This is a genomic window from Streptantibioticus cattleyicolor NRRL 8057 = DSM 46488, assembly GCF_000240165.1.
GTDB lineage: Bacteria > Actinomycetota > Actinomycetes > Streptomycetales > Streptomycetaceae > Streptantibioticus > Streptantibioticus cattleyicolor.
The window spans coordinates 5,915,081-5,937,531 of sequence record NC_017586.1 but is presented as its reverse complement, the minus strand read 5'-3'; the positions used below and the strand labels follow the sequence as shown (position 1 = coordinate 5,937,531).

Annotated in this window: 25 protein-coding genes; 12 read left to right on the top strand and 13 right to left on the bottom strand. The window is 74.8% G+C overall.

What is annotated here, in order from left to right; translation table 11 throughout:
• The first annotated feature begins 145 nt into the window (after positions 1–145).
• Together SCATT_RS26170 and SCATT_RS26165 are read left to right on the top strand one after the other, a co-directional pair.
• A complete protein-coding gene (locus tag SCATT_RS26170) occupies positions 146–931 on the top strand; it encodes a uracil-DNA glycosylase (RefSeq protein ID WP_014146225.1) in 786 nt (261 codons plus the stop codon).
• Between the two features lie 102 nt (positions 932–1,033).
• A complete protein-coding gene (locus tag SCATT_RS26165; protein WP_014146224.1) occupies positions 1,034–1,516 on the top strand; it encodes a VOC family protein in 483 nt (160 codons plus the stop codon).
• A gap of 19 nt (positions 1,517–1,535) precedes the next feature.
• Here the strand turns inward: SCATT_RS26165 and SCATT_RS26160 are convergent, their stop codons facing one another.
• Positions 1,536–2,042 carry a metallophosphoesterase family protein gene (locus tag SCATT_RS26160; RefSeq protein ID WP_041825224.1) on the bottom strand — a complete coding sequence of 169 codons (507 nt, stop codon included), beginning with the start codon at positions 2,040–2,042 and terminating at the stop codon, positions 1,536–1,538.
• Positions 2,043–2,183: 141 nt separating this feature from the next.
• Here SCATT_RS26160 and SCATT_RS26155 point away from each other — a divergent pair, with 141 nt between their 5' ends.
• Positions 2,184–2,876 carry a L,D-transpeptidase family protein gene (locus tag SCATT_RS26155; RefSeq protein ID WP_014146222.1) on the top strand — a complete coding sequence of 231 codons (693 nt, stop codon included), beginning with the start codon at positions 2,184–2,186 and terminating at the stop codon, positions 2,874–2,876.
• Positions 2,877–2,918: 42 nt separating this feature from the next.
• On the opposite strand, the gene SCATT_RS26150 is transcribed toward SCATT_RS26155, so the two are convergent.
• The 3 genes from SCATT_RS26150 to SCATT_RS26140 form a co-directional block, all read right to left on the bottom strand.
• On the bottom strand, positions 2,919–4,250 hold the full coding sequence (locus SCATT_RS26150; RefSeq protein WP_014146221.1) for a YncE family protein: 1,332 nt from the start codon (positions 4,248–4,250) through the stop codon (positions 2,919–2,921).
• A 192-nt stretch (positions 4,251–4,442) separates the two neighbouring features.
• Entirely contained in the window at positions 4,443–4,862 is a 420-nt protein-coding gene (locus tag SCATT_RS39070; RefSeq protein WP_042507692.1) for a MarR family winged helix-turn-helix transcriptional regulator, read from the bottom strand.
• Between the two features lie 242 nt (positions 4,863–5,104).
• Positions 5,105–6,850 (bottom strand): MFS transporter, encoded by a 1,746-nt coding sequence (locus tag SCATT_RS26140; RefSeq protein WP_014146219.1) that lies wholly within the window; start codon positions 6,848–6,850, stop codon positions 5,105–5,107.
• 308 nt (positions 6,851–7,158) lie between these two features.
• Between SCATT_RS26140 and SCATT_RS26135 the strand changes: the two genes are divergently transcribed.
• Positions 7,159–7,506 (top strand): YciI family protein, encoded by a 348-nt coding sequence (locus tag SCATT_RS26135; RefSeq protein WP_014146218.1) that lies wholly within the window; start codon positions 7,159–7,161, stop codon positions 7,504–7,506.
• 96 nt (positions 7,507–7,602) lie between these two features.
• Positions 7,603–7,806 carry a DUF2795 domain-containing protein gene (locus SCATT_RS26130; protein ID WP_014146217.1) on the top strand — a complete coding sequence of 68 codons (204 nt, stop codon included), beginning with the start codon at positions 7,603–7,605 and terminating at the stop codon, positions 7,804–7,806.
• Positions 7,807–7,882: 76 nt separating this feature from the next.
• Here the strand turns inward: SCATT_RS26130 and ligD are convergent, their stop codons facing one another.
• A complete protein-coding gene (gene ligD / locus SCATT_RS26125) occupies positions 7,883–8,890 on the bottom strand; it encodes a non-homologous end-joining DNA ligase (protein ID WP_014146216.1) in 1,008 nt (335 codons plus the stop codon).
• A 76-nt stretch (positions 8,891–8,966) separates the two neighbouring features.
• On the opposite strand from ligD, the gene SCATT_RS26120 reads away from it, so the two are divergent.
• Positions 8,967–10,046 (top strand): ATP-dependent DNA ligase, encoded by a 1,080-nt coding sequence (locus SCATT_RS26120; protein WP_014146215.1) that lies wholly within the window; start codon positions 8,967–8,969, stop codon positions 10,044–10,046.
• Between the two features lie 7 nt (positions 10,047–10,053).
• Here SCATT_RS26120 and SCATT_RS26115 read toward each other — a convergent pair whose 3' ends face one another.
• Both SCATT_RS26115 and SCATT_RS26110 read right to left on the bottom strand, forming a co-directional pair.
• On the bottom strand, positions 10,054–10,404 hold the full coding sequence (locus SCATT_RS26115; RefSeq protein ID WP_014146214.1) for a DUF3618 domain-containing protein: 351 nt from the start codon (positions 10,402–10,404) through the stop codon (positions 10,054–10,056).
• The gene (locus tag SCATT_RS26110) at positions 10,401–10,850 is read right to left on the bottom strand and encodes a phage holin family protein (RefSeq protein ID WP_014146213.1); all 450 of its coding nucleotides are present in this window, start codon (positions 10,848–10,850) and stop codon (positions 10,401–10,403) included. The genes SCATT_RS26115 and SCATT_RS26110 overlap by 4 nt, the downstream gene beginning before the upstream one ends.
• 148 nt (positions 10,851–10,998) lie before the next feature.
• Here SCATT_RS26110 and SCATT_RS26105 point away from each other — a divergent pair, with 148 nt between their 5' ends.
• Positions 10,999–11,355, top strand: a complete 357-nt coding sequence (locus tag SCATT_RS26105) for a hypothetical protein (RefSeq protein ID WP_014146212.1) — start codon at positions 10,999–11,001, stop codon at positions 11,353–11,355.
• On the opposite strand, the gene SCATT_RS26100 is transcribed toward SCATT_RS26105, so the two are convergent.
• The 3 genes from SCATT_RS26100 to SCATT_RS26090 form a co-directional block, all read right to left on the bottom strand.
• Positions 11,288–12,127: a Mut7-C RNAse domain-containing protein gene (locus tag SCATT_RS26100; protein ID WP_014146211.1), complete on the bottom strand. Its 840-nt coding sequence runs from the start codon at positions 12,125–12,127 to the stop codon at positions 11,288–11,290. The two genes, SCATT_RS26105 and SCATT_RS26100, sit on opposite strands and share 68 nt — an antisense overlap.
• A 50-nt stretch (positions 12,128–12,177) precedes the next feature.
• Entirely contained in the window at positions 12,178–12,462 is a 285-nt protein-coding gene (locus tag SCATT_RS26095) for a hypothetical protein (RefSeq protein WP_014146210.1), read from the bottom strand.
• Between the two features lie 162 nt (positions 12,463–12,624).
• On the bottom strand, positions 12,625–13,230 hold the full coding sequence (locus SCATT_RS26090; RefSeq protein WP_231905166.1) for a class I SAM-dependent methyltransferase: 606 nt from the start codon (positions 13,228–13,230) through the stop codon (positions 12,625–12,627).
• Positions 13,231–13,677: 447 nt separating this feature from the next.
• Between SCATT_RS26090 and SCATT_RS26085 the strand changes: the two genes are divergently transcribed.
• Together SCATT_RS26085 and SCATT_RS26080 are read left to right on the top strand one after the other, a co-directional pair.
• Positions 13,678–15,042, top strand: a complete 1,365-nt coding sequence (locus tag SCATT_RS26085; RefSeq protein WP_014146207.1) for an MFS transporter — start codon at positions 13,678–13,680, stop codon at positions 15,040–15,042.
• A gap of 147 nt (positions 15,043–15,189) precedes the next feature.
• Entirely contained in the window at positions 15,190–16,317 is a 1,128-nt protein-coding gene (locus SCATT_RS26080) for an FAD-dependent monooxygenase (RefSeq protein WP_014146206.1), read from the top strand.
• Positions 16,318–16,382: 65 nt separating this feature from the next.
• Here the strand turns inward: SCATT_RS26080 and SCATT_RS26075 are convergent, their stop codons facing one another.
• Together SCATT_RS26075 and SCATT_RS26070 are read right to left on the bottom strand one after the other, a co-directional pair.
• On the bottom strand, positions 16,383–16,892 hold the full coding sequence (locus tag SCATT_RS26075; RefSeq protein WP_014146205.1) for a mycothiol transferase: 510 nt from the start codon (positions 16,890–16,892) through the stop codon (positions 16,383–16,385).
• A gap of 99 nt (positions 16,893–16,991) precedes the next feature.
• Positions 16,992–17,696: a TetR/AcrR family transcriptional regulator gene (locus tag SCATT_RS26070; protein ID WP_014146204.1), complete on the bottom strand. Its 705-nt coding sequence runs from the start codon at positions 17,694–17,696 to the stop codon at positions 16,992–16,994.
• Between the two features lie 171 nt (positions 17,697–17,867).
• Here SCATT_RS26070 and SCATT_RS26065 point away from each other — a divergent pair, with 171 nt between their 5' ends.
• The 3 genes from SCATT_RS26065 to SCATT_RS26055 all read left to right on the top strand — a co-directional run bounded on the left by SCATT_RS26065 (position 17,868) and on the right by SCATT_RS26055 (position 20,990).
• Positions 17,868–18,464 carry an NADPH-dependent FMN reductase gene (locus tag SCATT_RS26065; RefSeq protein ID WP_014146203.1) on the top strand — a complete coding sequence of 199 codons (597 nt, stop codon included), beginning with the start codon at positions 17,868–17,870 and terminating at the stop codon, positions 18,462–18,464.
• A 33-nt stretch (positions 18,465–18,497) separates the two neighbouring features.
• Positions 18,498–19,964 (top strand): DHA2 family efflux MFS transporter permease subunit, encoded by a 1,467-nt coding sequence (locus SCATT_RS26060; protein WP_014146202.1) that lies wholly within the window; start codon positions 18,498–18,500, stop codon positions 19,962–19,964.
• Positions 19,965–20,042: 78 nt separating this feature from the next.
• Positions 20,043–20,990: an MBL fold metallo-hydrolase gene (locus tag SCATT_RS26055; RefSeq protein ID WP_014146201.1), complete on the top strand. Its 948-nt coding sequence runs from the start codon at positions 20,043–20,045 to the stop codon at positions 20,988–20,990.
• Between the two features lie 28 nt (positions 20,991–21,018).
• Here SCATT_RS26055 and SCATT_RS26050 read toward each other — a convergent pair whose 3' ends face one another.
• Positions 21,019–22,299: a CynX/NimT family MFS transporter gene (locus tag SCATT_RS26050; protein ID WP_014146200.1), complete on the bottom strand. Its 1,281-nt coding sequence runs from the start codon at positions 22,297–22,299 to the stop codon at positions 21,019–21,021.
• Between the last annotated feature and the right edge of the window lie 152 nt (positions 22,300–22,451).

The following is a 22,451-nucleotide window of genomic DNA, read 5'->3' as shown; positions in this document are numbered from 1 at the left end:
GTCGCCGGTGCCCGGGTCGGTCCTTCGGTTGAGGTAAGACCTAACCGGCCCCGGGGCGGCGCGCCACCCGGGGCGCGCATCGGAGGGACGGCGCGGGGCAGCCGTCCGGGTGTGCCGGTGGCGACGGACGAACAGGAGGCACGCGATGGCGGGCGGGCGCGACACGGTGCGGCCGGAGGACGAGGCGGGGTACCCGGTGCGCGCCGCCGGGCGGGCCGGGACACTGGCCGCGCTGGACACCGCGGTCACCGGCTGCCGGGCCTGCCCGCGGCTGGTGGCGTGGCGCGAGGAGGTCGCCCGGGTACGCCGCCGGGCCTACCTGGACTGGGAGTACTGGGCGCGTCCGGTGCCGGGGTTCGGGCCGTCCGACGCGGCGCTCGCGGTGGTGGGCCTCGCCCCGGCGGCGCACGGCGGCAACCGCACCGGGCGGGCCTTCACCGGCGACCCGTCCGGGGACGTGCTCTACGCGGCGCTGCACGCGGTGGGGCTGGCCTCCCGGCCGACCGCCGAGCGCCCCGGCGACGGGCTGGAGCTGCTGGGGACGCGGATCACCATGCCGGTGCACTGCGCGCCGCCGGAGAACCGGCCGACGACGCGGGAGCGGAACACCTGCCGGCCGTGGCTGGAGCGGGAGTTGGCGTTGCTGCGGCCGACGCTGCGGGCGGTGGTGGTGCTCGGCGGCTTCGGCTGGCAGGCGCTGCTGCCGGTGCTGGAGGGCGCCGGATGGACGGTGGGCCGGCCGCGTCCGGCGTTCGGCCACGGGGTGCGGGTGACGCTGCCGGACCGGACCGGCGGCCCGGGGCTGGCGGTGCTGGGCTGCTACCACCCCAGTCAGCGCAACGTCTTCACCGGGCGGCTGACCCCGGTGATGCTCCGTGACGTGCTGCGCCAGGGCGCGGCGCTGGCGGGGCTGGCGTACCGGGAGGAGTGAGCGCCGCGCGCCGGGGCGCCCCGGCGCGCGGCCCGATACCGTGGGAGGGGACGGGGCACGGCCGCGGGAAGCCTTCGAGCACACGGGAAGGGAAGGGCGCCGATGTCGTCTGAGCCGCACGGGACGCGGGCCGGCCGCGACGGGGCCGCCGGAGTCGGCGAGGAGCCGGAGCGGCCCGGTCTCCGGCTGGCCTCGGTGGTGCTCTTCGTGCACGACCTGGAGGAATCGGCCGGTTTCTACAGCGGGTTGCTGGGTTTGCGCACCACCGCCCGGGAGACGTCGGCGGCGCTGCTGACCGGCGCCGAGGGCTCCCAGGTCTACCTGCGGGAGATCGGCCCGCACGGGGAGCATCCGATGGGCGCGGTGGGCATCCAGTACGCGATCTGGACCGCGCGCGACCCCGACGACCTGCGCCGCTGCGAGGACTTCCTCAAGGACCGCGGGGCCTATCTGACCACCGAGTCGGGGGACGGTTTCACCCTGGTGGAGGGGCGGGACCCGAACGGTGTGCCGGTGCTGGTCTCCTACCCGGGGCCGGACCGCGCCGCCCGGCGCGAGATCATGACGCGGATCTACGCCTGGTGAGCCGTACGCGCCCGGCGGGTCACCGTCCGGGCGGCGGGATCCGGTGCCAGGTGACGCCGGTCAGCTCGCCGTGGCCGGCCTCGGCGGTGAGGTAGGTGCGGTAGGGCTGGCGGCGCCGGTCGGTGGGCGAGCCGGGGTTGAGCAGCCGCAGCCCGGTGCCGGTGGTGGTGTCCCAGGGGATGTGGCTGTGGCCGAAGACCAGGACGTCGAGGTCGGGGAAGCGTTCGGCGCAGCGGCGTTCCCGGCCGGCCGCCGGGCCGGTCTCGTGGACGACGCCGAAGCGCAGGCCGCCGAGTTCGGCGCGGGCCACCTCGGGCAGCCGGGCGCGCAGCGGCGGTCCGTCGTTGTTGCCGTAGACCCCGATCAGCCGTTTCGCGGTGGCCTGGAACAGGTCGAGGGTGTCGGTGTCCACCCAGTCGCCGGCGTGGATCACCACGTCCGCCTCGGCCAGGGCGGTCAGCAGCTGGTCCGGCAGGCGCCTGGCGCGTTTGGGCACGTGGGTGTCGGAGGTCAGCAGCAGCCGCACGCCGGTGACGGTAGCGAGCGCCGGGCGCACGGGCAACCACGCGCGCCCGTGGAGTGTCCTACCCGACGAATCGCCGGCCCCGGCGCGGATTGCCCGGGCCCGGCGGGTGGAAGGCGTTGGGGTGAAGGGGAGGAGTCGCCGATGAGCAGACCGGCGGACATGGTACGGCGGATCTCGGTGGGGCTGGGGGCGGCGGTGCTGGCGGTGCCGGCGGCGGTGCTGGCCGCCCCGGCGGCGCAGGCGGCCACGCCCGGCTGCACCACGAAGACCGGCCCGTACCAGAAGCAGGTGGAGCGTTTCCTGGGGCGCCCGGTGGACGGGCGGCAGTCGGCGGCCGACTGCCGGGCCATCCGGTCGTTCCAGGTCAACCATGAGATCTCGCCCGCCATCGGGTACGCGGGCCCGGTCACCTGGGCGGAGATGCAGCGGATCACCCGCTGGCGGGCCACGGTGCCGGGACGCTGCCCGGTCAACCGGGGCCGGATCGCCTGCGTGGACCTGACCCGTCAGCTGAGCTGGGTCCAGGACGGCCGCAAGCTGGTGTACGGCCCGGTGCCGGTGCGTACCGGACGGGCCGGGTTCGTCACCCGCACCGGCCCGAAGAAGATCTACTGGCGGGATCTGCATCACTGGTCGACGATCTACCACGTGGCCATGCCCTACAGCCAGTTCTTCGACGGCGGTGAGGCGTTCCACTCGATCGCGGGCAACGTCTACTCGCCGCCCGGTTCGCACGGCTGCGTCAACATGCGGCCGTCCGACGCGAAGGCGTACTGGAACCTGCTGCGCACCGGCAGCAACGTGTTCGTCTACGGCCGCAAGCCCGGCACCTGACCGACCCGGCACGCTGACGCGGCGGTATCAACGCCCGCCGCGTCAGCGGTAGTTGCCGGTGTGGCCGAGGCTGTAGCGGCCCGGCTGCGGGAAGACGGCGAGGCCGTGCGGGTTGGCGCCGACGTGGATGCGGCGCACCATGCGGCCGGAGTCGGTGGCGAAGACGTAGACCTCGTCGTTGTCCCGTCCGGAGAGCCACAGTTGGCGGCCGTCCGCGGTGACCCCGCCCATGTCGGGCGAGCCGCCGCCGGGGATGCGCCACTGGGCCACCGCCTTGCCGTGGCCGGGGTCGACCACGGTGACCGATCCGGCCTGGCGGTTGGAGACGTAGAGCACCTTGCCGTCCCGGCTGGGGTAGATGCCGTGGGCGCCGGCGCCGGTGCGGATCAGGGCGCCCTTGCGCAGTGTGGTGCCGTCCACCGGGATCAGGCCGCCGTCGTGGAAGCCGGCCACGAAGAAGGTGCGGCCGTCGGGTCCGAGCCGGATGTCCTGCGGCATGGAACGGGTGCCCAGCGGCAGGGTGCCCAGCAGTTTGAGCGAGTCGGTGTCGTACTTGAGCAGTTGGCCGGAGAATTCGCAGGTGGCGATGAAGTAGCGGCCGTCGGCGGAGAAGTCGGCGTGGTTGATGCCGTCGCAGGGCACGTCCACCGAGCGGCGCAGCCGCATGGTGTGCGGGTCGCGGATGTCGAGGCGGTTGCGGCGTTCGGCCATGACGATGGCGGAGCGTCCGTCGGGGGTGAAGTACAGGTTGTAGGGGGCGTCGACGGGCACCGGCCGGCCGGGCTTGGCGGTGCGCGGGTCGATGGGCACGAGCTGGTTGCTGCCGCTGGCGTCGGCCCACAGCGTCTTGAGGTCCCACGAGGGTGTGACGTGCTGCGGCAGCCGTCCGACCGGGAAGTGACCGACGGCCTTGAAGGTGTGCGGGTCGATCACGGTCACCGTGTCGCGGTCCTTGCTGGCCGACGGGTTGGTGCCACCCATGCCGGTCTCGCCGCTGTTGGGTACGTAGACGAGTTCCCGGTCGCCGGCCACGGCGGGGCTGAACATGCCGGCCCGGGTGCCGCCGTACAGTTCGCCGGCCGCCGGGTCGCGTGGCCGGTCGGGGGATATCAGCCGGTCGAGGCCGCCGGCGTGGACCGGTCCGGCCGCTCCGCCGAGGTAACGTCCGCCGGCCGCCGCCCGGTCCGGTGGCAACGGCAGGGAGAGCGTGGCGCGCGGGTCACCCGCTGCGGACGGCGGGCGGGACGCGGTGGCCCGGCCGCCGTCCGCGGCGGGGCCGTCGGGGGCGGCCATGGCACCGGCGAGCGCCGCGAACCCGGCCGCGGTGAGCACCGCCCCGCTCAGCATGACGACGCGCAGTCGATTCACACGCACGACTACCCCTCCACTCACCAGAAACGCCCAGTACCGGCAAACGTAAGGACGGCTCCGGCGTGGCGCGACCGGTGCGGTGCGCCCGGCAGCGCCGCCCGGTGGTGGCGTACGCCCCGGTACGTCGGGGTGGCGGACGGTGCGGCGCGGCCGTCGCGGGGGTTGCGCCATCCGGGTGAACCCGGCGCCTTCGGGTCACCGGCCGGGGCCGGGCTCCTCGGCGAGGGTCTCCAGCACCGGGACGGCGGCCTCCAGCGCCGCGCGCTGCGCCGGGGTGAGCGCCTCGATCCGGGCGGCGAGCAGCTCCGAACGTTCCCGGCGCACCTCGTCCAGGACGTGGGCGCCCTCCCCGGTCAGCTCGATCAGGGCGGACCGGCGGTCCACCGGGTCGGGCGTACGCCGGATCAGCCCGGCCGCGCCGAGCGGCGCCAGCGTACGCGTCATCGACGGCGCCGAAACCCGCTCCAGCCCCGCCAACTCCCCGAGCCGCACCGGCCCGTGCTGCTCGATCCGCGCCAGCGCCGACAACTGCCCGTACGTCAGCCCCTGCCCGCTCGACGCCTGCACCAGCCGCCGATGCAGCCGCGCCACGGCCAGCCGCAGCCGGGCGACCACCGCGGGGTCCGCGGTGGCCGCGTCACCGACGGGGCCGGACGGGGCGGCGGGGTCGCCGGGAGCCGAGCGCCCGACAGCCGCACCGTGCCCGGCCGCGCCGGAAGCGCCGACGCCGGCGCCCCGACCGGCAGAGGCCCCCGGCCCGTCGGGACCGGCCGAACCGCCGGCGGCGCCGGAACCGGGGGCACCCGGACCGCCCGCGGCGCCCACACCCACGTCTCCACCCCTCCCCTCGGGGGCTCTCATGGCCGCGGCCCTTCCGGGGTGGCCGCGGTGCGGGATCGGACGGCGGAGGTGGCGGCGGCCACCAGGGACATGGCGATGGCCAGCCAGAAGACGACGACGAGGCCGTCGTGGAAGGGGGCGGAGATCAGCCTGGGGAAGAACTGACGCCCCGTCAGAATGTGGGCGTGGCCGGGCGGGAGGGCGGCGAGGACGTGGGGGCCGAGCAGTTGCTGTACCGGGTTGTAGCCGAGGAAGGCGGCGAACAGGGTGCCCACCGGGGGGAGCGCGGCCACCTGGTGGGCGGCGGGCGCGGGGACGCCCTGCGCGGTGAGGCCGCCGGCCAGGGCGGCGGGGAGCGAGCCGGCGAGTCCGGCGACCATCAGCGAGAAGAAGACCCCGATGGAGAGCACCATGCCGGCGTTCTGGAAGGTGGCCCGCATCCCGGAGGCGGCGCCGCGTGCCTCGGCGGGCGCGCTGGACATGATCATCGAGGTGTTGGGGGCGGAGAAGAGCCCGCTGCCCAGGCCGTTGAGGAAGACCAGCGCGGCGAAGCCGGGGTAGCCGAAGTCGGTCGGCAACAGCAGCAGCCCGCCGAAGGAGACCGCGATGACCAGCAGTCCGGCGGAGGCGAACGGACGCGGACCGAAGCGGTCCGACAGATGGCCGGCCACCGGCCCCGCCCCGAGGAAGCCCACGGTGAGCGGCACCAGGTAGATCCCGGCCCACAGCGGGGTGTCGGCGTAGTCGTAGCCGTGCAGCGGCAGCCAGATGCCCTGGAGCCAGATGATGAGCATGAACTGCAGGCCGCCGCGGGCCACCGAGCCGAGCAGGGTGGCCGCGCTCGCCCCGGTGAACGAGGCGTCCCGGAACAGCCGCAGCGGGAACATCGGTTCCGCCGCCTTCGCCTCCACCAGGCAGAAGACCCCGAGCACGGCGGCGCCGCCGATCAGCCCGGCGAGCACCCACGGGTTGGTCCAGCCCATGGCGTGGCCGCCGTAGGGCTGGATGCCGTAGGTGATCCCGGCCAGCAGCGCGGTGAGCCCGACGGCGAAGGTGACGTTGCCCCACCAGTCGATCCGGGCGGGGCGCCGGGTCCCGGTCTCGCGCAGCGAACGGTAGGCCCACACGGTGCCCAGCACCCCGATGGGGACGTTGACCCAGAAGACCGAGCGCCAGTTCCACTCGGCGAGCAGCCCGCCGAGGATCAGGCCGATGAACGAGCCGGAGATCCCCGCCACCACGTTGACCCCGAGCGCCATGCCGCGCTGGGTGGCGGGGAAGGCGTCGGTGATGATCGCGGCCGAGTTGGCCATCAGCATCGAGCCGCCGACCGCCTGCACCACCCGCCAGCCGATCAGCCACAGCGCCCCGGCGCCGCCGGAGAACGGGTCCAGCGAGAGGATCACCGAGGTGACCGTGAAGATCAGGAAGCCGGCGTTGTAGATGCGGACCCGGCCGAAGATGTCGCCGAGGCGGCCGAGGGTGACCACGAGCACCGCGGTCACCAGCATGTAGCCCATGAGCATCCACAGCAGGTAGCCGATGTTGCCCGGCCGCAGCGGGTCGAGGCGCACCCCGTTGAAGATGGCGGGCAGCGAGATCAGCACGATGGAGCTGTTGATCAGCGCGATGAGGGTGCCCAGCGTGGTGTTGGAGAGCGCCACCCACTTGTAGCGCGGTCCGCCGGGCAGCGCGCCGCCGCCCCGCGCTCCCCCTTCCGGCCTGCGGCCGGTCGTGCCCAGTGACGCTCCATCGGCCACCATGACGTCCCCCGTGACATCGAAGAGTCGGACCCGATAGTTAGCTGATGTGACACAACTATGGTCGCCCCGGCGGGGGCGGCGCACAAGGGCGCGTCGGCGGCGCGGTTGGCCGGGAGACGACCGTTCCCGCCGGGCGGTTTCGCCGGTTCCGGTTTAGCGTGGCGCGAGGCGGGCAGGCACTCGCGCACGTGGGCGGCAACCCCTCCGCCGCCGCGGCGACCCGGGTCCGGCCGATCCCCCCACTATCGGCCGGGCCGGCGGGCCGCCGGTGTCCCGCGCGGTGCCCGGCCGGCCGGAAAGGACGCGCCATGCCGCTGTACCTGCTGCTGGTCTACGCCGACGAGGAGGCCGCGGAGGAGGCGGGCCCGCGGACGCACGCCCGCACGCTGGAGGAACACCGGGCGTTCGGCCGGCGCAACGCCACGCTGCTGCGCGGCGGACACGCGCTCCACCCGACCCGTACCGCGGTCAGCGTGCGCCACGAGGCGCCCGGCCGGGTCACCGTGACCGAGGGGCCGTTCACCGGCGGGCGGACGGCGCTCAGCGGCTTCTACGCGGTCGAGGCGGCCGGGCTGGACGAGGCGGTCGCCCTGGCCCAGGAGGTCCCGGCGCCCTTCGGCGGCGTCGAGGTCCGCCCGGTCCGCGCCTTCGACTGACCTCCCCCATGGAACATACGGGTGCATAACGCCCCGGGCCGGGGGTACCCCTACGCCACCCGCAGGACGAACCAGACATTTCCCTAGGAGCTGGTCATGGCCGAGAAGTCCGAGAAGTTCAACCCGATCGACGTGCAGAAGGCGCTCAAGGGCGCGTCCTACCCGGAGAGCCGGGAGGACCTGGCGAAACTCGCCAAGAAGAACGGCGCCGACGACCACCTCGTGGACGCGCTGCGCCACCTGCCGCACGAACGGTTCGACGGCCCCAACGAGGTCAACAAGGACCTCGGCGGCCGGTGACCCGCGGGTCCGCGCCCGATGTGGTCCCCGCGGCCCGCGCTGGCCGCGGGGACCACGGGCGTCCGGGCCCGGCGGCTCAGCGGCGCTTGGCCCGGCTGGGCTGCACCCGGGCCGGCTCCCCCGGCATCTTGGGGTGCTCGGGCGGGTAGGGCAGGTCGCCGAGGCCGTGGTCGCGTTCGTCGCGGTCGGCGAGTTCCAGCGCGCTCAGCAGCGAGCACGGCCGGTCGGCCATCGGCGCGTGCACGTCGCCGAGTTCGGCGAAGCGGGCGGCCATGGTGACCACGTCGAAGTCGCGCGGGTCGGCGTCGTCCACTTCCTCCCAGCGCAGCGGCGCGGAGACCGGGGCGTGCGGCCGGGGGCGCACCGAGTAGGCGGAGGCGATGGTGCGGTCCCGGGCGGTCTGGTTGTAGTCGACGAAGATCTTGGCGCCGCGTTCCTCCTTCCACCAGGCGGTGGTCACCTGCTCGGGCATGCGGCGTTCGAGTTCGCGGGCGACGGCGATGGCGGCCCGGCGCACCTGCGTGAAGGTCCAGCGCGGTTCGATGGGGACGAAGACGTGCAGGCCACGGCCGCCCGAGGTCTTGGGCCAGCCGGTGAGCCCCAGTTCGGTCAGGAGCGGGCGCAGTTCCCGGGCGGCCCGCCGGGCCTCGGGGAAGCCGGTGCCGGGCTGCGGGTCGAGGTCGATGCGCAGTTCGTCCGGGTGGTCGACGTCCGCCCGCCGTACCGGCCAGGGGTGGAAGGTCAGGCAGCCGAGGTTGGCGGCCCACAGCACGGCGGCGGTCTCGGTGGGGCAGATCTCGTCGGCGTACCGGCCGCTGGGGAAGGCGATCCGGCCGGTGGGGATCCACTCCGGCAGGTTCTTGGGGGCGCGCTTCTGGAAGAACGACTCGCCGCCCACCCCGTCGGGGTAACGCTCCAGCATGGTGGGGCGGTCGCGCAGGGCGCGCAGCACGCCGTCGCCGACCGCGAGGTAGTAGCGCACCACGTCGAGCTTGGTCAGCCCGCGTTCCGGGAAGTACACCTTGTCGGGGTGGGAGACACGTACCGTGCGCTCCCCCGCTCGCAACTCCACCGCCTCTGCCATGCCGCCACGGTAGGACGGCCGCGGGCCGGGCGCCCGTCGGCGAGCGCCCCGGCGGGGCGGGCCGCACAATCGGGGCATGGACCTTCCGGTGATGCCGCCGGTCAAGCCGATGCTGGCCAGGCTCGCGGCGACGATTCCGCCCGGGATGAGCTACGAGGCCAAGTGGGACGGGTTCCGGGCGATCGTCTTCCGCGACGGCGACGAGGTGGAACTCGGCAGCCGTACCGCCAAGCCGCTCACCCGCTACTTCCCCGAGGTGGTGGAGGCGGTGCGGGCCAACGTCCCCGGGCGGTGCGTGCTGGACGGTGAGATCGTGATCGCGCGCGGCGGGCGGCTGGACTTCGACGCGCTGCTGGAACGCATCCATCCGGCGAAGTCCCGGGTGGAGCTGCTGTCCCGCCGGACCCCGGCCTCCTTCGTGGCCTTCGACATCCTGGCGCTCGGGGACCGGTCGCTGATGGCCGCCGCGCAGCGCGACCGCCGCGCGCTGCTGGCCGAGGCGCTGGCCGGTGCCGTCCACCCGGTGCACATCGCCCCGGCCACCACGGACCTGGCGCTGGCCGAGGAGTGGTTCAGCCGTTACGAGGGGGCCGGGCTGGACGGGGTGGTCGCCAAGCCGCTGGATCTGCCGTACCGGCCGGACGAGCGGGTGATGGTCAAGGTCAAGCACGAGCGGACCGCCGACTGCGTGGTGGCCGGCTTCCGGTACCACAAGAGCGGCCCGGTGGTCGGCTCGCTGCTGCTCGGGCTCCACGACGCGGCGGGCGGGCTGCGCCACGTGGGCGTCACCTCGGCGTTCCCGATGGCCCGCCGCAAGGCGCTGCTGACCGAGCTGGAGCCGTTGCGCATGGCGTCCTTCGAGGGCCATCCGTGGGCGCACTGGGCCGACCCCGAGGCGCACACCACCGATCGGATGCCGGGGGCGCCGAGCCGGTGGAGCGGCAAGAAGGACCTGTCGTGGATCCCGTTGCGTCCGGAGCGGGTCTGCGAGGTGGCCTACGACCACATGCAGGGCGACCGGTTCCGGCACACCGCGCAGTTCCGCCGTTGGCGCCCCGACCGCGACCCCGGTGACTGCACCTACGCGCAGTTGGCGGAGCCGGTGCGCTACGAGCTGGCGGACGTGCTGCCGCCCCGGGCCGCCGACGCGATCTGACGTTGTGTCAGTTATGTGAATGGTGTCCGGCGCGGGTGGCGGCGACCACCGCGATGCCCACGGCGGCGCCCGCGGCGGCCACGCCCTTGGGGTGACGGCGGCCGAACTCGGCGGCGTGCGTCACGGCGCCGCGCAGCGGGGGCGGGGTGTGGTCGTGGAGCGCGCCGCCGGCCTCGTCGCGCCGCCGTGCGGCCCGGTGGCGCAGGCTGTCCGCCTTGTGGCGGACACGGGCCGGCACGTCGGCCTTGGCCACCAGTTCCTGCACGGTGTGGCCGAGCTCGGCACGGGTGCGTTCGATGCCGGCCCGCAGCTCCGCCGGGTCGGCGGGGTGGCGGTCACCGGGTGCTGTGCTGCTCATCGGTGTGCACTCTCCTTGAGCTGGGCGACATCGGCCTTGACCCCGGCGATCGCCCGTTCCGGCTTGGGCGGGGCGGCCCGGCGCAACTGGGCGCGGCCGGCCAGGGCGAGGACGCCGGCGATCAGGCCGAGGGCGCCGGTGACGATCAGGGCGGAGGCCCACACCGGCAGCGCCAGGGAGATCGCGGCGATGGCGGTGGCCGCCGCGGCCATCAGCGCGACCAGCCCGAAGACCCCGGCCCCGCCGAGCAGGCCGCCGCCGAGGCCGAACCGCTTGCCCTTGGCGGCCATCTCCACCTGGGCCAGCCGCATCTCCTGGCGGACCAGGTCGGAGAGTTGTTCCGAGGCGAGCCGGACGAGTTCGCCCACCGAACGGTCGGCCAGTGGCCGCTGTCCGTCGGGGCGGGCCGCGGTCCGGTCGGGACGGTGTTCCACAGAGGTACTCAACGTCGTCCACCTCCCATGGTCTGGACGGCTGCGGGTACCCGTGGGACGGGGTGGCTAACGCGGTCGTCGGCCACCCCGCCCGGCGGGTGCGTCCCGGTGCCCGGCGGGTACACGCTGACGGGAACCCCGCTCCGAGGGAAGGTGCACCATGTCCAACGGCCATCCGAAATCCGACGTCACCGTCCTGCTGACCGACTGCGCGCCGGACGACGCGCGGGCCGTCTTCCACACCCTCGACGCCCGGTTCCCCGCCGACCAGGAGACCGGTGAGATCCGTGGCGGCCCGCCGGACCACCCCACCGTGTGGTCGGCCACCTACGACGCCGAGGAGGCGCACGGCTCCGCCGTCGGCGAGTCGCTGAACGGACCGGTCACCGCGGAGGTGTCCGGGTGCCCGCATTCGGTGCGGCTGCTCACCCAGGTCCTGAAGGAGGCGTTCACCGTGGAGGACGCCGGCCGGGTCGCCGGTGACCAGGAAGTGGAGGTGTGTCTGCGGCTGCGCTGATCCGCTGGGCGGGCGGCGGTCGGCGCGGGGTGGCCGCGCGGCGGGCCGCCGCCACCACCGCCTCCAGCCGGTCGTGGTGGGCGCCGGGCCAGTAGACCCGGCCGCAGCGGCGGCAGCGGGTGAACGCCTGGTAGGTACGCCGGGTGCCGGGGCGCAGCAGGTGGTCCACCTCGGCCTTGGCCACCGGTGCCAGCTCGCCGTTGCAGGCGGTGCACCGGGTCCACGGGGCCAGCGGCGGGGCGAACCGGGTCAGGACGTCGGTGAGCTGCTCGTCGGCGCGGGCGCCCCGTACGTAGGCGCCGCACCACAGGGCACGGCGGCGCAGCAGACCGCGGTCCTGGGTGAGCAGCACCCGGCGTTCGGCGTTGGCCTGGGCGACCAGCGCGTCGTCGGCGCGGTCGTTGTGGTACGCGGTGTCGACCCCGACCAGGCGCAGTCGCCGGGCGAGCGCGCCGAGGTGGACGTCGAGCAGGAAACGCGGCGGTCCCGGCAGCGGCTGCGGGCGGGGCACGGCGGTGACCCGGATCGTCTCGCCGTCCCGTGGCCGGTGGCCCGCGCCCACCTCGCGGCCGTCCGCCGTCAGGGCGCCCACCTCCGTCAGCGGCACCCCGAGCGACTGCACCACGTGGCCCAGCGAGGACGTTCCGTCGTGGGCCACCACGCACTGGCCGCCCCGGTCGCGGGCGGCCAGGAAGAGACGCAGCGCGGGGTCGAAGCGCAGCCGCAGCCGCCCCGTGCCGTCGTCGTCGTTCCCGCGCACGTGCTCCAGCATGGCACCGCGGCGCCGGGGACGGTCCGCTGTGCCCGGCGCGCGGCGCCGCGTCAGGCGGCGGTCAGCCGTCGCCGGAGTTCGTCGGCGAAGTCGTCGTAGTTGGCGGCGATGTCGCGGAGGTCGATGAAGTCCGGGAGGTTGAGCGTCGGCTGGCGCTCGGCGAGGAACTCCATGGCGGCCTCAGCGACGCGGCGCTCGTCGGCGGCGGGGACGTCCAGCATGTCGAGATCGCTCTTGGTGAGTTGCAGCCGCGACTCGACGATCTGGGTGCTGGACTCCGCCCTGACGAGGTACTCCTGCTGGCCGAGGGGTTCGACGGTGAATCGCTGTCCCATGCCCCTTCCGTACCCGCCGGGCGGCCCGCCATGTGTGCGCCGGGCGTCCGCACCCCCGGGTGGCGGCACCGGCGGGGGCGGCGGACGGCGCGGTTCCGGTCGGCGGCTCCCCCGCCGCCGGGGCGCCGGGCCGCGTGGTCCGCGGTCGGCGTACCGGATCGCTCAGGGCCTGGTCCACACCAGCGACCAACGCCACAGCAGATGGCGCCTGATCCGGCAGCCCGGCAGCAACCGCCGTGCGGCGGCGCGGACTTGGCCCCAGCTGAGGGCCGGGTCGGTCACCGGCATCCCCGGCGGGTCGCTCTTCCCGCCGTGCCGCCGCGCCGCCAGCCACGCCGCGGGCACCCCGGCGGCGGAGACCGTCCAGTCCCACCAGGTCGCGTTGCGGGCGAGCCCGACGAGCACCAGCCGTCCGCCCGGGGCGAGCAGCGCGCGCATCGCGGTGACCGCCTCGGCGAAGTCCATGTGGTGCACCACGGCGACCGCGGTGACCAGGTCGTAGCCGCCGGCCGGGAGGAGGCCGGCGGGGGCCGGGAAGTCGGCGCGCACCAGGCGTACGTTGTCCAGGTGCCGGGTGCGTTCGGCGGCGAGCCGGAGCATCCCGGGTGAGCGCTCGACGCCGGTGACCTCGCGGGCGCGGGCGGCGAGCCTGCTCACCAGCAGTCCGTCGCCGCAGCCCACGTCGAGCGCGGCGCGGCAGCCGGCGGGCACCGCGTCCAGCACCAGCCGGTGGTAGTGGGTGTTGTGGTTCCAGTAGTCGCCTGCCACCGGATCACGGTACGCCGACAACACCGGCCGCCGTGCGGCGCGTTGCCCGTTCCGGGCGGTGTGAGCCGGGCCACGCGGCGGACCGCCGGAACGTGGTGCCCGTCACGTGGCCGAGGTCACGTGAGCAACCGCACTCCCGGCACGAAAAGCCGCCGCCAGCAGGGCGTTTACCGTGACTACCGGCCAATCGGACATCCCGGCCACTTCCCCCGCCGGAAAGCGCTGGGCCAGAATGGCCGGGCCGCTGTCCGCGTAGCCGTGACTCACCGACGAGCGCGCGTACGGCGTGGATCCATGGCCCCCGTCCGGGATCGCTCCCGCGGGGGCCGGCCCCTGACCGGTCCGGCCGGTCGCCGGGGTCCACGCCGTCACCGGGCACCGCAGCGCCGCCGCGTTTCCGACGCGGTGCCGCCCCCGCCCCGTCGTCACCTGGGACACCCACTCCTGATGCCTTCCCCCGCCGCCGCCCGGCTCCGGGCCCGCCTGCGCCCCGCCGCCTCCCGTACCGAGCGCTCCGCCGACCGTTCCCCGTGGCGCTGCCTGCGCACCCCGAGCATGCGGTGGTGGTCGGCGGCGAACCTCTTCTCCAACCTCGGCACCTGGATGCAGCTCACGGTCCAGAACCTGCTGGTGCTCCAGCTGACCGGGTCCGCGGCGGCCACCGGGGTCTCGCTGGCGGTGCAGGCGGCGCCGGGCCTGCTGCTGGGCCTGGTCGGCGGCGCGGCGGTGGACGCCTGGCCGCGCAAGCTGACCGCCGCGGTCAGCCAGGCGGTCCTGGCCGCGGTGGCCTTCACCACCGCCGGGCTGGTCACCTTCCACCTGCTCACCGTGCCGCTGCTGCTGGTGCTCTCCGCCGTCACCGGCACCATCGCCACCGTGGACGGCCCGGCCACCTCGCTGCTCGGCAACGACCTGGTGCGCCGCGAGGACGTGCCCTCGGCGATCGCGCTCGGCTCGGTGGTGCACAGCGTCGGCCGGCTGGCGGGCACCGCGCTCGCCGGGGTGGGGCTGGCCACCGTGGGCCCGGCCGGGGCGTACGCCGTCAACGGCCTGTCGTTCCTGTTCGTCACCGCCGTGGTGCCGTTCCTGAAGCTGGTGGAACAGCCGCCGGAGCCCGTGGTGCGCCCGGCCGCCCCGGCGCCCGCCGCGCGGCGCGCCGGCACCGTCGCCGCGCTCCGCGACGGCCTGGGGTACTTCCTCGGCCGGCCGCGGCTGGTGGCGCTCGCCGTGATCTGCGCGGTCAGCTCGGTGCTGGGCCGCAACTACGGGCTGACGCTGGCGACCTTGGTCACCGGTCCGCTGCACGGCGGGGCGGGCGCGTACGGGGTGGTCTCCACCGTGCTGGCGGTCGGCGGCACGGCCGGGGCGGTGCTCGCCGGGCGGCTGCGGCGGCCGTCGGTGCGGCTGGTCGGCGCGCTGGCCGTGGCCGGCGCGGCGCTCCAGGTGGTGGCGGGCTTCAGCCCGGTGCTGCTCTTCCTGCTGGTGCTGGTGGTGCCGATGGCCGTGGTGGAGTCGGTGTCGGACACCGCGGCGACCACCGTGCTCCAGACCGATCCGCCGGCGCGGGCCCGGGGGCGGGTGCTGGGTGTGTGGCGGAGCCTGAGCACCGGGTGGGGTCTGGTCGGCCCGCCGCTGCTGGGTCTGCTGGTGCAGGCGGCGGGCGCCCGGGGCGCGCTGGTCGCCGGCGGCCTGGTCATCGTCGGGGTGATCGGCGCAGGCGCCCTCGCCCACGGCCGCCGTACCGCCCGGGTGACCGAGGTGGCGGTGCACCCGACCGAGGCGGTGGGCAAGCCGGTGGTCACCGCGGCCTGAACCGTGGCCTGACCGGGCCGCCGCACCGGCGGTCAGCGGGCGGTCAGCCGCCGGTCAGGCCGTGGTGCGCGGCCGGCGGCACCTTGTGTGCGGCGCACGGAGCGGAACCCGTGCCGGACACCGCAGCAACGCACAAGGAGACTCGCCATGGACAACCGCCGCATCCTCATCTCGGGCGCCGGCGTCGCGGGCCCGGCCCTGGCCCACTGGCTCACCCGGCACGGCTTCGAGGCCACCGTGGTGGAGCGCGCGCCGGGGCCGCGTCCCGGCGGCCACCCGGTGGACGTCCGCGGACCGGCGCTGGAGGTGGCCGGGCGGATGGGCATCCTCGACGAGCTGCGCCGGCGCCGCACCGACATGCGCGGGATGTCCGTGGTCGACGCGGACGGTACCGAGCTGTACCGCTCCACCGAGCACACCATCAGCGGCGGTGACCTGGACAGCCCGGACGTGGAGATCCTCCGCGACGACCTGTGCGCGGTGATCGCCTCGGTCACCGAGGGCACCGAGTACCTCTACGACGACTCCATCGCCGGTATGACGCAGGACGGGGCGGGGGTGCGGGTCACCTTCGAGCGGTCCGCGCCGCGCACCTTCGACCTGGTGGTCGGCGCCGACGGGCTGCACTCCACGGTGCGCCGGCTCGCCTTCGGCCCCGAGGCGGACTTCATCCACCACCTCGGCACCTACCTGGGTGTCTTCACCACCCCCAACTTCCTCGGCCTGGACCGCTGGCAGGTGTGGCACCGCGGGGAGACCGGCGGCGGGTGCGTGATGACCGCGCGGGACAACACCGAACTGCGGGTGTACGCCGGTTTCGAGAGCGCGGAGCCGGTCGCCTACGACCACCGCGACACCGCCGCCCACAAGCGGCTGATCACCGAGCGCCTGGCCGGCACCGGCTGGGAGTTCCCCCGGGCGCTGGAGTACATGGCGGGCGCCGAGGACTTCCACTTCGACGCCATGGCCCAGATCCGGATGGACCGCTGGTCCGACGGCCGGGTCACCCTGCTGGGAGACGCCGGCTACTGCGGGTCACCGCTGTCCGGCCAGGGCACCAGCATGGCCATGGTCGGCGCCTACGTGCTCGCCGGCGAGCTGAAGGCGGCCGGCGGCGACCACCACCGGGCGTTCGCGGCGTACGAGGCCGAGCTGCGCGACTACGTGGCGGCCAACCAGGAGCTGGCGCTGACCAACCGGGAGCGGATGGAGACCGAGGGCGCCGTCCCGGACGTCGCCGAGGTGGTGGAGGCCCTCAAGCTCAAGGACTACTGAGCCGCGAACGGCGGCCGGCCGGTGCCCTCCCGCGTCGCCGCGCGGGAGGGCACCGGCCGTCGCGTTCAGCCCCGCTCCAGCACCCCGCGGATGAACGCGGCCTGCCCGATGTGCTGGAGGTCGTCGCCGATGACGCTCACCAGCCGCACGCCGAGCGTCACATGGGGGGTCCAGCGCTTGTCGACCACGCGGTCGAGGTCGTCGTCGGCCAGGCCGCGCAGGTAGCGGACGGTGTGCTCGTGCACGTCGTCGTAGTAGCCGGTGAGCAGCGCGGCGTCGGTGACCCGTACCGCGGCCACGTCGTCGCCGGAGTGGCCGTAGCCGGTGGCCTCGGCGGGCAGCGGCAGGGCGAAGCGGTCGGCCCAGCCGTTGGCGGTCCAGATCTGCTCGGTGCCGGCGACGTCGGCGATGTGGTCGTCCTGGACGCGGGTCAGGTGCCAGACGAGCCAGGCGATGGTGTTGGCCTCGTCGTCCAGGCGGGCGGTCAGCTGGTCCCCGGTCAGGCCGTCCACCGTCTCGTGCACGGATTCCTGGATGCGGTTGTAGGCGTCGACCAGCAGTTCCGCGCTCTTCATACCGGCTCCTCGCTGTTGATGCGGTCTCGTCGCCGGCGTCGTCGGCGACCGCTGTGATTGTGCCCCCGGGGTACGGGAAGGGCGACCTGGATCCGCCGGTCAGCGCGGCGGGCCGGCCTCGCGGGGCAGATGGCCGTGGAGGAAGGTGCGCACCCCGGCGGCGATGATGGCGTCGACCTCGGCGGCGGGGAGCGGGAAGGCGCCGTAGTAGGTGCGGTTGACCACCTCGGTGGCGGTCAGCAGCGTGAAGTGGGTGGCGGCCCGGGCGGGATCGGGCAGCTCCAGGGCGGTCCGCCCGGCCAGTTCGGCCAGGTGCCCGGCGAGCGCCCGGTGGGTGGCGTGCGGACCGGCCTCCTGCCAGGCTTCGAGCACCTCGCGGGGGATGTGGGCGGCCTCCGCGCCGATCTGCCGGACCAGGGCGAAGTGGTCGGGGAAGGTCGTCATCGGCTCCAGCCAGGCCCGGGCGAGCGCCGTCAGCTCGGCGGCCGGCTCGCCGCCCGGCCGTTCCCGGTGGCGGCGCAGCACGTCGAGCTGGGCCTCGCGGACGCGTACCGAACTCTCCTCGACGACCACCCGGAACAGCTCCTCCTTGCCGGAGAAGTGGTTGTAGATGGTGCGGGTGGAGACCCCGGCCTCCTTGGCGATCGTGTCGATGCCCGCCCGGGTGTAGCCGTCGCGGCCGAAGACGGTGAGCGCGGCGCGCAGGATCGCGGCGCGTTTCTCGGCCAGGCCGCGCCTGGGCCGGCCGGCCGGCCTCGGGTCCTGGTCCGCGCGGGCCGGTGCGTCCGCTTCGTCGGGGGTCATGCGCCCGTTCCCTCCTCGCTCGGTGCAACGGCGCTCTGGTCCCGGAGACCTAGGTACAACGACCGTTGCAGCGTTTGCCATGCACGTTGTACTTTACCGGTGCGGCGGCCGACCGGACGACCGGGCCGGCCGCACCCACCTTCTCCCCGCCCGCCGAAAGCGAGAACAGCCATGTCCGCACCGACCGCCCGCACCGCACCCCTCAAGGTCGCCGTCATCGTCGGCAGCGTCCGCCAGGGCCGCTTCGCCCCGACCGTCGCCAACTGGTTCGCCGGCTTCGCCGGGCACCGCGACGACCTCGTGCTGGACGTCGTCGACCTGGCCGACGAGCCGCTGGGGCAGACCCTCGGCGGCGTCCCCGAGGACCTCGGGCCGCGGGCCGAGCGGCTGACCGCGCGGCTGACCGAGGCCGACGCCTTCGTGGTGATCACCCCCGAGTACAACCACAGCTTCCCGGCCTCCCTGAAGAACCTCATCGACGCGCACTACGCGCAGTGGCGGGCCAAGCCGGTGGGCTTCGTCTCCTACGGCGGACTCGGCGGCGGACTGCGCGCGGTGGAGCAACTGCGGCTGGTCTTCGCCGAGTTGCACGCGGTCACCATGCGCGACTCGGTGAGCTTCCACAGCGCCGGGCAGTGCTTCGGCGACGACGGCTCGCCGCTGGACCCCACCGTCCCCGAGGGCGCCGCCAAGGGCATGCTCGACCAGCTCGTGTGGTGGGGCACCACGCTGCGGGACGCCAAGGCCACCCGCCCGTACGGCATCTGACGGCCCGTCGGGGACCGGGAAGGCAGGCACCCCGTGAAGACCACCCCCTCCCACCCCGCGGCGCCGCCCGCCACCCCCGTCCGGGGCAGCCCCGGCGCCACCGCGATCGCCCTGGTGGTGGTCGTCGGCTCGCTGATGTCGGTGCTCGACACCACCATCGTCAACGTCGCCCTCGCCCCGCTCGCCCGGGACTTCGCGGCACCGCTCACCGTCATCCAGTGGGTGGCCACCGCCTACACCCTGGCGCTGGCCACGGTGGTCCCGGCCACCGGCTGGAGCGTCGCCCGGTTCGGCACCAAGCGCCTGTACACGCTGGCGATCTGCCTGTTCACCGCGGGTTCGGTGCTGGCCGGGCTGGCGTGGGACGTGCGGGCGCTGATCGCCTTCCGGGTGGTGCAGGGGCTCGGCGGCGGGCTGATCATGCCGGTGGGGATGACCATGGTGGTGCGCGCGGCCGACAAGGCGAGCATGGGCCGGACGATGGCGCTGCTGGGCATCCCGGTGCTGATCGGCCCGATGGCCGGACCGGTGCTGGGCGGCTGGCTGCTCGACCACGCCGACTGGCGCTGGATGTTCTTCGTCAACGTGCCGCTCGGCGTGGTCGCCGCCTTCCTCGCGGTGCGCGTCCTCCCGCGCGATCCGGCCGGAACCGCCACCGCGCCACGATTGGACGTCCCCGGGCTGCTGACGCTCTCCCCCGGCCTGGTGGCGCTGTTGTACGGGCTCACCGTGGCCGGCCGGGAACGCTCGCCGGCCGCGCCGGGGGCGCTGGTGCCGATGGCGCTCGGGGCCGCGCTGATCGCCGTCTTCACCGTCCGGGCGCTGACGGTACGCCAACCACTGGTGGATCTGCGGCTGTTCGGCCGCCGGACGTTCGCCGCCGGGGCCGGGGTGATGGCGTTGTTCCCGTGCGCGTACTTCGGCTCGATGCTGCTGACGCCGATGTACTACCAGGTGGTGCGGGGGGTGAGCGCCACCACGGCCGGGCTGCTGGGCATCCCGCAGGTGCTCGCCACCGGGCTGATGATGCAGGTGGCCGGGGGGCTGGTGGACCGCGCCGCCCCGGGCCGGGTGGTGGTCACCGGTGTGCTGACCGCCTCGGCCGGCTTCCTCGCCTTCACCCTCCAGGTGGGCGCCGGCACCCCGTTCCCTCGGCTGGTCGCCGCGCTGGCGGTGATGGGCGTCGGGGTGGGGATGACGATGATGCCGGCCCAGACCGCCGCCACCCGGGAGCTGTCCCACGCCCAGGTGCCGCAGGCCATGGCCACCATCGGTATCACCGGCCAGATCGCCGCCTCGGTCGGCGGTGTGGTGATGTCGGTGCTGCTCACCGGCGCCATGACGGCCCGCGGGGTGACCACGGATGACCACACCGCCGCCGACGCGCCGCGTCTCGCCGACGCCTTCCAGCACACCTACGGATGGGCGGTGGCCCTGATGGCGCTCGCCGTGCTGCCCGCCCTGCTGCTGCCCGCGCGCCGGACGCGCCGGGACGGCTGAGCGGAGCCGGTGCCCTCTTGCGCGGACCGGGGCACCTACGCTGAGGTGGCGCGGGTCGCCGACGAAAGGGGCACACCAGTGAACGCGGACCTCGCCATGTGGGGCGCCTGCTGCCGGGCGTTCGCCACCATGCCGTACCGGCTGGCCCGCCCGCGCCGTCCGGACCGCCGGCTGCTGGCCTCGCTCACCGGATCCCCGCGCCCGCTGCCGCCGGCCCGTGCCACCGTCGCGCTCACCGCGTTCCCGCAAGGCCTGCAGAGCGCGCCGACGATGGCGGTGGCCGAGGGGGTGCTGCGGCCCCCGGTGGTGACGCTGGCCATGACGAGCTGGCTGGTGGAGCATCCACGGGCGCGTTTCCTGGTCGACCCCGCGCTCTGCGCCGACGTCCACGACCGGGTGCTGCCCGAACTCCCGCGCGGCCTGCGGACGGTGGTGGCCCCCGAGCGTCCGGTCGCCGGCCTCGGCGCCGCCCTCACCGAGGCCGGGGTGGCCCCCGAGGAGATCGCCTTCACTCTCCCCACCCATCTGCACTGGGACCACGTCTCGGGGCTCACCGAACTCCCCACCGGGGTGGAGGTACGCGTCCTGGCCGGGGAGCGCCGGTTCGCCCTCGGTCCGGACCGGCCGCCGTTCGGGGTGGCCCGGGGGCCGTTGCGGGACGTGCGGTTCGCCGAGTTCGCGTGCGACGGGCCGCCGGTGCTGACGTTCACCGGCAGCCATGACGTCTTCGGTGACGGCTCGGTGCTCGTGGTGCCGTTGCCCGGCCACACCCCCGGCAGCGTCGGCGTCCTGCTGGCCCTGGACGGCGGCCGGCGGGTGCTGCTCGCCGGTGACGCCGCCTGGCACGGGTTGCAGGTCTCCCGGCTGCGGGAGAAGGCACCGTTCCCCGGTGACCTGGTCGACGCCGACCGGGACGCCGCCTTCGCCACCTTGCACCGGCTGCACGCGCTCCCGGACGACGTCGAGGTGGTCCCCGCCCACGACCGCGCGGCGGCGACCGCGTTCGCGCCGGACACCTGGCGCTGACGCGGCCCCGCCCCGGGCGGACGTCGGGTCACCCGGCGCCGGGGTCGTGGCGTCCGACGTGCCGGCGCCGTCCGGCCAGCACGCCGACGACGGTCTGCGGCACCAGCAGCGCGCCGAGGACGACCAGCGCCACGGTCCAGTCGTGGGTGGCGTCGTGCAGGGCGCCGAGCACCAGCGGGCCGACGGCGGCCAGCAGGTAGCCGACGCACTGCGCCATGCTGGACAGCTGGGCGGCGTGCCGGGCGTCGGGGGCGCGCAGCACCAGGTAGGCGAGGGAGAGGCTGATCGCCAGCCCCTGGCCGAGGCCGAGCAGCACCATCCACAGGTAGGCGCCGCCCACCGGCGCGACGGCCATCCCGCCGATCCCGGCGGCGCACAGCACCCCGGCGCAGACCGCGACCATTCCCTGCCGCCGGATCCGGCCGGCCAGCACCGGGCCGAAGAGCGCGCCGGCGATGCCGAGCAGGCTGCTGAAGGAGAGCATCCACCCGGCCTGCCCGTCGGACATGCCGTGGGCGCCGAAGACCGCGGGCAGCCAGGCGGTGGCGGTGTAGTAGTTGAGCGACTGCAACCCCATGAACAGCGCCACCTGCCAGGCGAGCGCCTCGCGCCACAGGCCGCGTACCGGATGGGCCGCGGCGGCGGCGCTCGCCGCGGAGGGACGGGTGGCCCGGCCGCCGGCGAGCTGCGGCAGCCAGGCGAGGACGCCGACGCCCACCAGCACCGCCCACAGCGCGAGGGTGGCCCGCCAGCCCAGGCCGGTGGCGTGGCCCAGCGGGACGGTGCCGCCCGCGGCGAGGGCGGCACCGGCGAACAGGGCCATCGAGTACAGCCCGGTCATCGGGCCGCCGCGGTGCGGGAAGTCGCGTTTGATCAGGCCGGGCAGGAGCACGTTGCCGACCGCGATGGCGACGCCGATCAGGAAGGTGCCGGCGAAGAGCGCGACGGCGGAGTCGGCCAGCCGCACCAGCACCCCGGCGAGCAACAGCACCAGCACGCCGGCGAGCCCGGCCTCCATGCCCACCTTGCGCGCCAGCTTGGGGGCGAAGGGGGCGAAGAGCCCGAAGCAGGCCACGGGCAGCGTGGTGAGCAGCCCGGCGGCGGTGCCGGAGAGCCCGGTGGTGGCGCGGATGGTGTCGAGCAGCGGGGAGACGGCGACGATCGCCGGCCGCAGGTTGAGCGCGACCAGCAGGACGCCCGCCACCAGCCACGCCGCCCGGGCGCCGGTGACGCCGTGCGGCGGGGTCGGCCGGTCCGGGACGGTGATCGCGCGATCGCCCGCGGCCTGGAGCTGTGAACGCTGAGACATGGAATCATCCTACCAATGAAACATCCCATGATTTCGAGGGGCGCCCCCGGTTCCGCTCCCGGGTACCGCATCCGGTCGTATCGTCACAGTTACCGTTGGACGCCACGTTGATCACAAAACGGACGGCCGGGCCCTGGCATGTTGTGAGGCGA